This is a genomic window from Pseudomonas sp. FW306-02-D09B (assembly GCF_058782685.1).
The window spans coordinates 176,570-187,969 of record NZ_JBYSXY010000004.1 but is presented as its reverse complement, the minus strand read 5'-3'; the positions used below and the strand labels follow the sequence as shown (position 1 = coordinate 187,969).

At 59.1% G+C, this 11,400-nt stretch carries 13 protein-coding genes; 7 read left to right on the top strand and 6 right to left on the bottom strand.

Features of this window, described 5'->3' with window-relative positions; all coding sequences use genetic code 11:
* Positions 1-60: 60 nt before the first annotated feature.
* The 3 genes from AC3WK5_RS09405 to AC3WK5_RS09395 all read left to right on the top strand — a co-directional run bounded on the left by AC3WK5_RS09405 (position 61) and on the right by AC3WK5_RS09395 (position 2,116).
* Complete coding sequence (locus tag AC3WK5_RS09405) at positions 61-333, top strand: hypothetical protein (protein WP_146039796.1); 273 nt, start codon at positions 61-63, stop codon at positions 331-333.
* On the top strand, positions 330-1,256 hold the full coding sequence (locus AC3WK5_RS09400; RefSeq protein ID WP_103315074.1) for a DUF6708 domain-containing protein: 927 nt from the start codon (positions 330-332) through the stop codon (positions 1,254-1,256). Before AC3WK5_RS09405 ends, AC3WK5_RS09400 begins: the two co-directional genes overlap by 4 nt.
* A gap of 566 nt (positions 1,257-1,822) precedes the next feature.
* Positions 1,823-2,116 carry a fructose-bisphosphate aldolase gene (locus tag AC3WK5_RS09395; protein ID WP_103315073.1) on the top strand — a complete coding sequence of 98 codons (294 nt, stop codon included), beginning with the start codon at positions 1,823-1,825 and terminating at the stop codon, positions 2,114-2,116.
* Positions 2,117-2,174: 58 nt separating this feature from the next.
* Here the strand turns inward: AC3WK5_RS09395 and AC3WK5_RS09390 are convergent, their stop codons facing one another.
* The 3 genes from AC3WK5_RS09390 to AC3WK5_RS09380 all read right to left on the bottom strand — a co-directional run bounded on the left by AC3WK5_RS09390 (position 2,175) and on the right by AC3WK5_RS09380 (position 3,955).
* The gene (locus AC3WK5_RS09390; protein WP_054593772.1) at positions 2,175-2,771 is read right to left on the bottom strand and encodes a superoxide dismutase; all 597 of its coding nucleotides are present in this window, start codon (positions 2,769-2,771) and stop codon (positions 2,175-2,177) included.
* Positions 2,772-2,945: 174 nt separating this feature from the next.
* Positions 2,946-3,548, bottom strand: coding sequence for a LysE/ArgO family amino acid transporter (locus AC3WK5_RS09385; protein WP_103315072.1), 603 nt, complete (start codon positions 3,546-3,548; stop codon positions 2,946-2,948).
* Positions 3,549-3,553: 5 nt separating this feature from the next.
* Entirely contained in the window at positions 3,554-3,955 is a 402-nt protein-coding gene (locus AC3WK5_RS09380) for an ACT domain-containing protein (RefSeq protein WP_103315071.1), read from the bottom strand.
* A gap of 96 nt (positions 3,956-4,051) precedes the next feature.
* Between AC3WK5_RS09380 and AC3WK5_RS09375 the strand changes: the two genes are divergently transcribed.
* The 3 genes from AC3WK5_RS09375 (at position 4,052) to AC3WK5_RS09365 (ending at position 6,964) form a co-directional block, all read left to right on the top strand.
* Positions 4,052-4,945 carry a LysR family transcriptional regulator ArgP gene (locus AC3WK5_RS09375; protein ID WP_103315070.1) on the top strand — a complete coding sequence of 298 codons (894 nt, stop codon included), beginning with the start codon at positions 4,052-4,054 and terminating at the stop codon, positions 4,943-4,945.
* 71 nt (positions 4,946-5,016) lie between these two features.
* Positions 5,017-6,015, top strand: a complete 999-nt coding sequence (locus AC3WK5_RS09370) for an NAD-dependent epimerase/dehydratase family protein (RefSeq protein ID WP_054593768.1) — start codon at positions 5,017-5,019, stop codon at positions 6,013-6,015.
* Between the two features lie 100 nt (positions 6,016-6,115).
* Positions 6,116-6,964: an ATPase gene (locus tag AC3WK5_RS09365; protein ID WP_177474751.1), complete on the top strand. Its 849-nt coding sequence runs from the start codon at positions 6,116-6,118 to the stop codon at positions 6,962-6,964.
* Between the two features lie 156 nt (positions 6,965-7,120).
* Here the strand turns inward: AC3WK5_RS09365 and AC3WK5_RS09360 are convergent, their stop codons facing one another.
* Positions 7,121-8,638, bottom strand: coding sequence for an MDR family MFS transporter (locus tag AC3WK5_RS09360; RefSeq protein ID WP_103315069.1), 1,518 nt, complete (start codon positions 8,636-8,638; stop codon positions 7,121-7,123).
* Positions 8,639-8,717: 79 nt separating this feature from the next.
* Complete coding sequence (gene pobA, locus AC3WK5_RS09355) at positions 8,718-9,911, bottom strand: 4-hydroxybenzoate 3-monooxygenase (protein WP_103315068.1); 1,194 nt, start codon at positions 9,909-9,911, stop codon at positions 8,718-8,720.
* A 177-nt stretch (positions 9,912-10,088) separates the two neighbouring features.
* Here pobA and AC3WK5_RS09350 point away from each other — a divergent pair, with 177 nt between their 5' ends.
* Positions 10,089-10,985: a helix-turn-helix domain-containing protein gene (locus AC3WK5_RS09350; RefSeq protein WP_103315067.1), complete on the top strand. Its 897-nt coding sequence runs from the start codon at positions 10,089-10,091 to the stop codon at positions 10,983-10,985.
* A gap of 9 nt (positions 10,986-10,994) precedes the next feature.
* Here the strand turns inward: AC3WK5_RS09350 and AC3WK5_RS09345 are convergent, their stop codons facing one another.
* Entirely contained in the window at positions 10,995-11,168 is a 174-nt protein-coding gene (locus AC3WK5_RS09345; protein ID WP_173859945.1) for a hypothetical protein, read from the bottom strand.
* Positions 11,169-11,400: the final 232 nt, after the last annotated feature.

Genomic DNA, 11,400 nt, shown 5'->3' with positions numbered 1-11,400 from the left:
GGCTGCTTGCCCAGCAGAACCTGTCAGTGGATACCGCACAAGGAAGGTCAGGGCTTACGTTTGAGTGGCCCCTTTAAAGAGCTGCGCAACGTATTGGGCACGACACCCAGCACGGTTTCACTAAGGTTGCGGTATCGCACGCCATTGATCGCGATGCTCGGCGCCCGCACTTTTATCGGCGGCGAACTGGGACTCGCTTTTACCCTGAATGACACCACTGGCGTTATAGAACTGCGGGCCGACCCAACGCCGCAACTCGATCGAGTGCCGAGTTACCCACTCGGCGAGGACCACCCCGGCGCCATTTACTTGCAACCCAAGGACAAACAATGAGCACGCCACCGGCAGGCACCACGAAAAAACGGATGCTTTCGCGCAATGACTATTTGGCGCCGTTGCCGATTCCCACGGGTAGAAAACCCTCAGATGTGCTCAACACCATTTGGCGCAAGAACGAGGTGTTTCTTGATATCGGTAGCTACAGCATCGGTTCGGCGGTGATGGTGTTGTGGCCTATGGTGATGCTGTTCTTAGGAATGGCCTATATCTTCAAAGATTTTGATGCATTGGTTTTGGGGGCTTGCATCATGGCCATTCCAATTTTTTTATTAATCAAAGGGCTATTTCGCGAGGTGCCACTTCCAGTGCGTTTCAATCGACAACGCCGAGAAGTCTGCGTACCGCGCGACAATGGCGAGTATTGGATAGTGCCGTGGGAAAGCGTGACGGCTGCCGCCACCCAGCAGTCGTCGGTCAGTCAGGCGGGGAGAGCGACGATGGGCTTACTGATCATTGGTTTCGAAAACCCAGATCCGCAGGCCAAGGAAGATAACAAGCACTTTTCACTGGGTTTCAACTGTGGCGGCGGCACCACGGCGATGGCGTTGTGGGAGTGTATGCGCAGTTATATGGAGGTTGGACCAGAGGCTGTTGAGGATCAAACAGCCCGTTTCGACAGGTCAAAAGGAATCTGGGCTACTTACCTTGACGATCTGATCAAAGCCGCGAAATTGAGAGGCTGGTTCGTAACCGCCCTGTGGGAAGGGTTTTGCGGGCTTTTTATTTTCAACACGCTGCTGATAGACGTGCTTGAACGCTGGAAACTGAATCCTCCCCTCGATTTGCCCTATCCCGACATCATCGAATGGTCAAAACCATTACCCCCGGAACAGTGGGCCAAACGCTCCCCGGAACTGGACGCCGCCATCGCCAAACGCGAGGCTGAATTGGCAGCGCAGGCCACGGAAGCGGCATGAGCACGCCACCGGCAGGCATCTGCAAGGGACGCGTAAGGGCGGGTTTGTTTCCAAAAATAGGCGCTGCCAACGCTGCGATTTTTTGATTTTTGCATGTCCGTAATTCTTGTAGGACTGCTCCCGGTGTGGCGAGAGAGCTTGTTCTCATCAGGGGGGTGAAGCAGCCCAAAAACTTGCGCGTTCATTCCTCCAGTCACATCGAGTGGCCGGTTTACGCCGGCTTCGCCGCCGAACGGGAGCAAGCTCCCTCGCCACAATGACCGCGCATCCGTCCTACACCGCAGTTGCAGTCACTAAAGTCGACGCCTAAAGTTCTCCCGTGGCCAATATCAATCGGCTACGGGGTTTCGCAGCCCTTACGATACGTGTAGTAACCTAGCACCCTAAAAAGTAACGACGGTCGCCTCAACGCCCGAAGTCCGTTTTATGGTGGCTGTGTGTGGGAGATCTTCGGGTCTGCCGGGTTCCTCGTATCCCTGGTCTGCGAACCCGCACATAGCTACCACCCCATTCGTTTCGCAGCGAACGGCGGTAGCTCTTCTTTTAGATTCGAGGAAGATTCACTTATGACGATGAACAACCCGTCACGCCGCTTCACCCCCATGGCTCAATTCGCCACCGATTACCCCGTCCTGCTCATCGACAGTGATGCGCCGCTATGCGATCTCCACAACTGCGTCAGCGAACGCCTTAATGCCGTCCTCAAGTACCTCAACCTCATGGCCTGCACCAGCCTGCCGGACTACGCCGAGAACGACATCAACACCGTCACCAACATCGCCCGGATCATGATCCAGGATGTTGCCGATGTGTTTGGGGTGATTGAGCAGCGTGGTTTTGAGGCACCCCAGAACCAGTAGCCAATGTTCAGCCATAAAAAAACCCGGCAATGCCGGGTTTTTTTGACTGCAAGCAGACTTAAGCGGTGAAGGTTTTGCCTTCGAACTGCTCAGCCACGAACTTCCAGTTGACCAGGTTCCAGAACGCTTCAACGTACTTCGGACGCAGGTTGCGGTAGTCGATGTAGTAAGCGTGTTCCCAGACGTCGCAGGTCAGCAGCGGGGTGTCGCCGCTGGTCAGCGGGTTGCCGGCGCCGATGGTGCTGGCCAGGGCCAGGGAACCGTCAGCTTTTTTCACCAGCCAGCCCCAACCGGAACCGAAGGTGCCGATCGAAGTCTTGGTGAATTCTTCTTTGAACTTGTCGAACGAACCGAAAGCCGCGTTGATTGCGTCAGCCAGTGCGCCGGTTGGTTGACCGCCAGCGTTTGGCGCCATGCAGTTCCAGTAGAAAGTGTGGTTCCAGACCTGAGCGGCGTTGTTGAAGATGCCACCCGAAGAAGTCTTGACGATTTGTTCCAGGGTCTTGCCTTCGAACTCGGTGCCTGGCACCAGGTTGTTCAGGTTCACGACGTAGGTGTTGTGGTGCTTGTCGTGGTGATATTCCAGCGTTTCCTTGGAAATGTGCGGCTGCAGTGCATCGTGTGCGTAAGGCAGTGGCGGCAATTCGAAAGCCATGGTGATTCTCCTAATCAGGTCAGTTGCGGTGAGCGCAAGGCCGATCACGGGCGGCCAGACAAGCGCCGGGAGTTTGTACTCTTTGCGGCGCAGGTGTCGGATCATAGCACCGGGGGTGCGGCTTAACCACGCAACAACTGTGTGGAATAGAGGTTCCAGAGCCTTTGGGAATAATCAGGCGGCGCTGATCAGTTGGAAGGCCACGGTAAACATCATCACCGCCACCAGCAGGTCGAGAATCCGCCAGGTGCTCGGGCGTGCCAGCCACGGCGCCAGCCACGCGGCGCCCAGCGCCAGGGTGAAAAACCACAGCAGTGATGCACTGGCCGCGCCCACTACATAAGCGCTCGGCACGGTTTGTTGGGCCCCGAGCGAACCGATCAGCAACACCGTGTCCAGATACACATGAGGGTTGAGCAGGGTCACCGCCAATGCACTGAGCAATACCGCGCGCAATGAACGCACGGTCTGGTTTTCACCCTGTTGCAGGCTTTGCCTGGAACAGGCGCGACGCAGGGCCAGGCTGCCGTACCACAGCAGGAAGGCCGCGCCGCCCCAACGGGCGATCGCCAGCAACAATGGATTTTGCGCGAGGATCGTCGCCAGCCCGAACACCCCGGCGGCCACCAGCAACGCATCGCAGGTCACGCAGAGCGCCGCCACCGGCAGGTGATGTTCGCGGCGCAGGCTTTGCGCCAGCACGAACGCATTTTGCGTACCGATCGCCATGATCAGTCCCGCAGCGACCAACAGGCCGTTCACATAGCTTTGCCACATAAGGTTTACTCCGCGTTGGCCGCGAGTTGCCGCAGTACCGACATCGCGCGTTTGGCGTCGGCCTGGCCGACAAACAAATGGTCGTGGTAATAGCCGGCAATCACGTTGCAGCTGATCCCGGCCTGGCCGAGGGCTGTGGCGAAGGCGGCGGTCAGGCCAACGGCTTCGAGGGCCGAATGCACGTTGAGGGTGATCCACGCCGCCAGATAGTCGAAACTCAACCCGGCCTTTTCGGCTTGCGAGCGCTCAAGGATCACCGTCAGGCCTTCCTGTTCGCGGAAACTGCCGATGATTTCGCAGTCCTTCGGCAGATGACCGTCGCGAATCGTGCAGAACACGTATTCGCCGTCGTTGAGCTGCGGGCTCATGCTGCGCAGCAGGGTGTTCAGTGAGATTTCACCAGCCATGTCGCCGATCCTTGTTGAGGAGTTCTTGCTGGTCATTCTCCTGTTCCAGGCTGTATAAGAAAAACCAATATTGCTGATCGCTCATTAGGAAAACTGATGTTCGACTATAAATTGCTGTCCGCCCTTGCTGCGGTGGTTGAGCAGGCCGGGTTCGAGCGTGCTGCCCAGGTGTTGGGGTTGTCGCAATCGGCGATCTCCCAGCGCATCAAGTTGCTCGAAGCACGCATCGGCCAGCCGGTGCTGGTGCGGGCTACACCGCCGGCGCCGACCGAAATTGGCCGGCGTTTGCTCAACCATGTGCAGCAGGTGCGTTTGCTGGAGCGCGATCTGCAAAGCCTGGTGCCGGCGCTGGACGAAGAAGGCTTGCCGGAACGCCTGCGCATCGCCCTCAACGCCGACAGCCTGGCCACGTGGTGGGCCGAGGCGGTGAGTGACTTTTGCGCCGAGCAACATCTATTGCTCGACCTGGTGGTGGAAGACCAGACCGTTGGCCTCAAACGCATGCGCGCCGGTGAAGTGGCGGCGTGCGTGTGTGCCAGTGAGCGCCCGGTGGCGGGCGCTCGCAGCGTGTTGCTGGGCGCCATGCGTTACCGCGCGCTGGCCAGCCCGGCGTTTATTGCCCGGCATTTTCCCCACGGGGTCAGGGCCGATCAGTTGGCGCGCACGCCGGCGCTGGTGTTTGGCCCGGATGACTTTCTGCAGCACCGTTACCTGGCGTCATTGGGCGTGGAGGGTGGTTTCGAGCATCATTTGTGCCCGTCATCCGAAGGTTTTATCCGACTGACTGAAGCCGGTCTGGGCTGGGGGCTGGTGCCGGAGTTGCAGGTGCGCGAACAACTTGAACGCGGTGTGCTGGTGGAGTTGTTGCCAGATAAACCGATTGATGTGCCGTTGTACTGGCATCATTGGCGCAATGGTGGCCAGTTGCTGGGGTTACTCACCGAGCATCTGGTACGTTTATCCAGGCAGTGGCTGGTGCCGTTGGACTGACGGGCAGCGTCAAGAGCACACGAAATCTGTAATGCGACACGCATGAAAAACGAAACACATCGGAGCAAGTCATGAAAATTCTGGTCACCGGCGCAAGCGGCTTCATTGGCGGGCGCTTTGCGCGTTTCGCCCTGGAGCAGGGCCTGGACGTGCGGGTCAACGGCCGCCGGGCCGAAGGCGTCGAACATCTGGTACGGCGGGGCGCTGAGTTCGTCCAGGGCGATTTGAGTGACCCGGAACTGGTTCGCGAGCTGTGCGCTGACGTCGAAGCCGTGGTGCATTGCGCGGGTGCGGTGGGGCTTTGGGGGCGTTATCAGGACTTCCATCAGGGCAACGTGCTGGTCACCGAAAACGTGGTCGAAGCCTGCCTGAAACAGAACGTCCGGCGGCTGGTGCACTTGTCGTCGCCGTCGATCTACTTCGATGGCCGTGACCACCTGGGGCTGACCGAAGAACAGGTACCCAAGCGCTTCAAGCATCCTTATGCGGCGACCAAATACCTGGCCGAGCAAAAAGTCTTCGGTGCTCAGGAGTTTGGTCTTGAAGTACTGGCCCTGCGCCCGCGCTTTGTCACTGGAGCCGGTGACATGAGCATTTTCCCGCGTCTGTTGAACATGCAGCGCAAAGGGCGTTTGGCAATCATCGGCAACGGCCTGAACAAGGTCGATTTCACCAGCATGCAGAACCTCAACGAAGCCATGCTCAGCTGTTTGCTGGCGACGGGCTCGGCGCTTGGCAAGGCCTACAACATCAGCAACGGCGCACCGGTGCCGCTGTGGGATGTGGTCAATTATGTAATGCGCCAGATGGACGTCCCGCAGGTGACTCGTCATCGCTCCTACGGTTTGGCCTACAGCATTGCGGCGCTGAACGAGGGCTTTTGCGCACTCTGGCCGGGGCGTCCGGAACCGACCCTGTCACGTTTGGGCATGCAAGTGATGAACAAAAACTTCACCCTCGATATCAGCCGCGCCAGGCATTATCTGGACTACGATCCCAAGGTCAGTCTGTGGACGGCGCTCGATGAGTTTTGCGGCTGGTGGAAGGCCCAGGACCCAGGCGCAAAATAAACTCTGAACCGAGCCAACTGATCACGGTCGATCAATGCGGCGAGTTCAGGGTTTATACTCGTCGCATTTAGCCATCACTGTGGTTCAGAAAGGTTGCCTCATGTCCATGCGTAACGATGCCAACGACGACTTCGACGATGTACCGAGCCTGCGTGCCGACCCTCACGATGCCGACGATTTTCCAACCGCCGCCGCTGCCCGTGAACACACCAGCGTACATGCGCGAAGCGCGAGCAGGGGCAAAGTAAAAGTCCCGAGCACCGGCCCGTTGTGGGCCTTGGTCGGGGCGTTGCTGTTCGCTTTTGCCGGCCTTGCCTGGTGGAGCTTTCAGCAGATCTCGCTGATGGAGCAGCAACTGGTCGCGACCCAGGAAAGTTTTGCCCGCATCAGCGAGGAAGCCGCCGGGCGCTTGCAGGATATTTCCGGCAAAGTGGTCGCCAGTCAGTCGAACGTCACCAGCGACAGCGAAGCGCTGAAACTGAAAATCAAGCAACTGGAAACCAAGCTGGTGGAGCAAAACCAACAGCAGCAAGGCGTAGTCGGCCAGGCGTCGGACCTGGACAAGCGGCTGGCACAGATCGCTGCGCAAAGCGTCGAGCAACATGCCGTCAACGCTCAGTTGCAAACCGACCTGAAAGCCCTGGGCGCTGACGTGGCGACCCTGAAAAATACCCCGAGCGACAGCAGCAAGTTCGATGCCCAGCTGAAAAGCCTGGGTGCCGAAATCGCCGCCTTGAAGAAACAAGGCAACCCGAGCGCGGCGATCGAGCGCCTGGAGCAAGAATTGGTAGTGATCAAAAGCCAGCAGGACAGCCGCCCGGCCACGGCTCAAGGCAGCAATGCGAATGTCGCCGAGTTCGACGCCTTCCGTGGCCAGGTCACGCGTAACATCACCACCTTGCAGAGCCAGATTCAGAACCTGCAGCAGCAGCTCAACGCTCGACCTTGATGTATAGGCGTTGAACACCTGTGGCTGCGGGGGGATTACAGCTCTTGATGATGTGGTGTTTGTGATGACGCCATCGCGGGCAAGCCTTGCTCCTACAAGAGCAGTGCATTACCTGTAGGAGCAAGGCTTGCCCGCGATGCAGGCGACTCGGTCTTTCTATCGAACCTTGTCTTCCCGCCCGCGCAACACCTTGTTCGGCATCGCAATCGCCGCCGCCAGCCCCAGCAACGACACCGCTGCGCTGACCATCAGCAAATGCTGGAAGGTCAGCAGCAGCTCGGCGCGCAAGGCGTTTTGAGTCTCGCCCGGTGCGGCGTTCAGGCCATCGAGCAAAACGTTTCCGGAACTGCCTTCGGCGATCAGCGACGAGCCGGTCAAATGGGCGAAACTCGAATCCTGCAACAGCGCCAGCAACAAGGCCGACATCAATGCCACGCCGACCGCGCCACCAAGTGAGCGAAACAGGTTGGTGGTGCTGGTGGCGACGCCGATGTCGCGTTGCTCCACCGAGTTTTGCGTGCCGACCAATGAGGTCGGGAACTGCATGCCGGCGGCGATGCCACTGAGCAACATGAAGGCGCTGCTGATGAGCATCGCTTGCGGCGGGCTGAACGCCATGCCGAGAATTGCGATCGGGGTGAGCAGGGCGCCTGTCAGGATCATCGGTTTGTAACGACCGGTCACCGAGGTCCGGCGACCGGCGAAGTAGGCGCCCATCGGCAATCCCATCGCCAACGGCAACAAGTGCAGCGCCGCGCTGTCGGCTCCGGCCCCGGTGACACTCTGGAAACGCAGCGGCATCAGCACGATCAGCGAAATCGCCTGGAAACTGGTGAAGAAAATCGTGCACCAGCAGAGGAGCGCATTGCGGTTGGCGAACAGGTGCATCGGCAGCAACGGCTCGCGCGCCCGCCGCTCATGCCAGGCGAACAGCGTCAGGGTCAGCAGCGCACACGCCAGCAACCCGAGCACTTCGCTGCTGCGCCACGAATGCCCTTGGCCAACCTGAGTGATACCCAGCAGCAACGCGGTCAGGCCGATGATCATCAGCAGCGTGCCCAAATAGTCGATGACCGGCTTGCGCTGTGGCACCGGCAAACCCACCAGCGTGCGGTTGGCCACCAGCCAGGCGCCGAGGCCCAGCGGCAGGTTGATCAGAAACACCCAGCGCCACGACAGGTACTCGGTCATGTAACCGCCGAGCACCGGCCCGGCCACGCTGGCCACCGCGTACATGCTGCTGAAGTAACCCTGATAACGCCCGCGTTCGCGGGGCGGCACGATGTCGCCGATGATCGCCTGGCTGACCGAAATCATTCCGCCGGCGCCGATGCCCTGAAAAATCCTGGCGAGGACCAACTGCTCCATGCTCTGGGCCATGCCGCAAAACACCGAGGCCAGGGTGAACAACCCCATGCCGAACAGCATCAGCCGCCGACGGCCGTAAAGGTCGCCGAGCTTGCCATAGATCGGCACCGCCACGGTCATCGCCACCATGTAGCCTGCGATGACCCAGGCCAACAGGCTGAAATCCTTGAATTGGGCAGAAATGGCCGGCATCGAGACGGCGACGATGGTTTGATCCAGCGCCCCGAGAAAGATCGCCAGCATCAGGGAGACCAACACGCTGCGGATGGCCGGTTTGGTGGAGTCAGGCTGGTTCAGATTGGTCACGGGTCAAACCTGCAGGCGGTGATTAACCCGCAAGAAGCAAGGCGAGCGGGGATGCTCGCCAGTGTAAGTCGATAGCCTGCTATTCGATAGCCTCATAAGGAAGGCCGACGTAATTTTCTGCAATGGTTTTTCGACCGGCTTCGGAGTCGACGAAGTACTCGAGTTCCGACTCGCTGATGCGCTGGCTGAAGGCATCGCTGCCTTCGAACGTGTGCAGCATCGAGGTCATCCACCAGGAAAACCGTTCGGCCTTCCAGACCCGGCGCAGGCAGATTTCCGAGTACCTCTCCAGCAGCTCGGTGCGGCCGTCGCGGTAGACCTTGAGCAGAATGTTGAACAAGGTGCTGACATCGCTGGCGGCCAGGTTCAAGCCTTTGGCGCCGGTGGGCGGGACGATATGGGCCGCGTCGCCGACCAGGAACATCCGTCCGTACTGCATGGGCTCGACCACAAAACTGCGCAGCGGCGCGATGCTCTTTTCGATCGACGGTCCGGTCACCAGCGTGTCGGCAAGCGCCTGCGGCAGGCGCGACTTCAATTCCTCCCAAAAGCGTTGATCGGACCAGTCCTCGACCTTCTCGTCAGCGGGCACCTGCACGTAATAGCGGGTACGCGTAGTCGAACGCATGCTGCACAGCGCGAAGCCGCGAGCATGGCGGGCGTACACCAGTTCATCGTGGACTGGCGGGGTGTCGGCGAGTATACCGAGCCAGCCGAACGGGTAGACCCGTTCGAATATTTTCAGCGTGTCGGCGGGAATCGATTGCCGTGCGACACCATGGAAACCGTCGCAACCGGCAATGTAGTCGCAGTCCAGGCGCCAGGTTTCACCTTCCTTTTCAAAGGTCAGGAACGGCTCGGCGGATTTCATCCCGTGGGGCACCACGTTGCTGGCTTCGTAGAGGGTCGATGCCCCCGCCGACTGACGGGCGGCCATCAGGTCGCGGGTGACATCGGTCTGGCCGTAGATCATCACGGTTTTGCCGCCGGTCAACGCGTGTAGATCGATGTGCACCTGGCGTCCATCGAGGGCCAGCTGGAAGCCGCCATGCACCAGACCTTCAGCGTCCATGCGCTGGCTGACGCCGGCCTGGCGCAACAGCTCGACCATGCCTTGCTCCAGGACCCCGGCGCGGATTCGCCCCAGTACATACTCGGGTGTCTGGCGTTCGACAATGACGGTGGCGATGCCGGCATTGTGCAACAACTGGCCGAGCAGCAGGCCAGAGGGGCCGGCACCGATAATCGCGACTTGGGTTTTGAGGGTTTTCATTATTGTTAGGGCTCACAAGCTTCACGCGGACAAAGTCGGTGAATGGTTTTTATGAATCGAGTGCTTGCATTTTTCGCTTGTGAGTCGGTCAATTGAAGGTGAAAACTGCGCTGAAACCTGTACATTTCGCCAATCGGGGCGATTACCGCCCGTTACGCTGAGGCCTGGACTGAAGTGATGAACAAGCCTGCCCTTCCTTCGATTCCCGTATTCAAACTCTATGGCGAGAGCCTGGATTGGCCGACCCCTGACCTGTTGCATTGCGAAACCATTTCCAAACGCAGCCGGGAACATCAATGGGAAATCAAACCCCATCGGCATGCCGATTTATGTCAATTGCTGTTCGTGTACAAAGGCCAGGCGGAGCTTGAAATCGAGGGCCAGCGTACGCAACTGAGCGAAGCCGCGATCCAGATCCTGCCACCGCTGTCGGTGCACGGTTTTCGATTTTCCGAAGAGGTAGAAGGCTTTGTGGTGACGCTGGCGGCGCCGCTGGTGGCTCATCTTCAAGCGCAGCTGGGCAGTTCGGTGAATGCCCTGGCAGTGGCCGAGAGTTACTCGGCGGGTAGCGATGCGGACTACCTCAACAGCCTGTTTTCAGCCTTGCAGAATGAATACATCGGGCACCAGCCCGCACGCGAAATGCTCATGCATGCGCTGGTCAGCGTGATCATGGTGTGGGTCAGCCGTCAGGTGATCCAGCGCCGCGCCGCCAGTCAGCGACCACAGCGTGCACGCGAATACCTCAACGGGTTTATTCAGTTGGTGGAAGAGAATTATCGCCAGCACGTGAAGGTTGAGGATCTGGCACACCGGTTGGGAATTTCCGTGTCCCACCTCAACGGCACCTGCCGTGAGCTGGCGGGACAACCAGCACTGCAGATCATGCACGAGCGCCAGTTGCTGGAGGCCAAGCGACTGCTGACCTACACCAGCATGACCATCTACGAGATGTCGGATGTGTTGGGGTTCTCCGACCCGACCAATTTCACCCGGCTGTTTCGACGCCGCGTGGGGATCTCACCGAAGGCGTTTCGGGATCGCTTGAAAGCTGATCAGGATAGCGAGGGCTAAGCGCCCTCGTTACTTGAGGTTCAGGGTCGCGGTGTGTGGAATGCACCGTTCAAAGTTGCAGCTGGCGTACTCACGTGGCAGCTGCCGGGCCTGTTCAACGCGATAGGCGGCGGTGCCATACAACGCCAGCGCGGCGGTGCAGGTGATAAAGATCGCAAGATACCTTCTGGTTTTAACGCTCATGGCGCTGACCTCTGAACCGATACCCCTTATTTTTTAAGGGGTACTGATATCAGCATAGGTCAGCGGTGGTGAGTTGCCATAAACCCCGCCCACACCACTTACTCAGTATCAGCAGCGAAACCATTGTGGCGAGGGGGCTTGTCGGAACGCCGCACCGCCCCGTTGGCTTGTGAAGCAAGCCCAAATCCTGCAATCGAGATCTATCAGATAGAACTCGCTTGCAAGTTTTACG

What these genes read in the sequence shown, in the direction of transcription:
- pobA (WP_103315068.1), bottom strand. Translation starts at nt 9,911, where the DNA reads ATGAAAACCCTCAAAACCCAAGTCGCGATTATCGGTGCCGGCCCCTCT.
- AC3WK5_RS09375 (WP_103315070.1), top strand. Translation starts at nt 4,052, where the DNA reads ATGTTCGACTATAAATTGCTGTCCGCCCTTGCTGCGGTGGTTGAGCAG.
- AC3WK5_RS09385 (WP_103315072.1), bottom strand. Translation starts at nt 3,548, where the DNA reads ATGTGGCAAAGCTATGTGAACGGCCTGTTGGTCGCTGCGGGACTGATC.
- AC3WK5_RS09395 (WP_103315073.1), top strand. Translation starts at nt 1,823, where the DNA reads ATGACGATGAACAACCCGTCACGCCGCTTCACCCCCATGGCTCAATTC.
- AC3WK5_RS09370 (WP_054593768.1), top strand. Translation starts at nt 5,017, where the DNA reads ATGAAAATTCTGGTCACCGGCGCAAGCGGCTTCATTGGCGGGCGCTTT.
- AC3WK5_RS09365 (WP_177474751.1), top strand. Translation starts at nt 6,116, where the DNA reads ATGTCCATGCGTAACGATGCCAACGACGACTTCGACGATGTACCGAGC.
- AC3WK5_RS09345 (WP_173859945.1), bottom strand. Translation starts at nt 11,168, where the DNA reads ATGAGCGTTAAAACCAGAAGGTATCTTGCGATCTTTATCACCTGCACC.
- AC3WK5_RS09390 (WP_054593772.1), bottom strand. Translation starts at nt 2,771, where the DNA reads ATGGCTTTCGAATTGCCGCCACTGCCTTACGCACACGATGCACTGCAG.
- AC3WK5_RS09380 (WP_103315071.1), bottom strand. Translation starts at nt 3,955, where the DNA reads ATGGCTGGTGAAATCTCACTGAACACCCTGCTGCGCAGCATGAGCCCG.
- AC3WK5_RS09350 (WP_103315067.1), top strand. Translation starts at nt 10,089, where the DNA reads ATGAACAAGCCTGCCCTTCCTTCGATTCCCGTATTCAAACTCTATGGC.
- AC3WK5_RS09400 (WP_103315074.1), top strand. Translation starts at nt 330, where the DNA reads ATGAGCACGCCACCGGCAGGCACCACGAAAAAACGGATGCTTTCGCGC.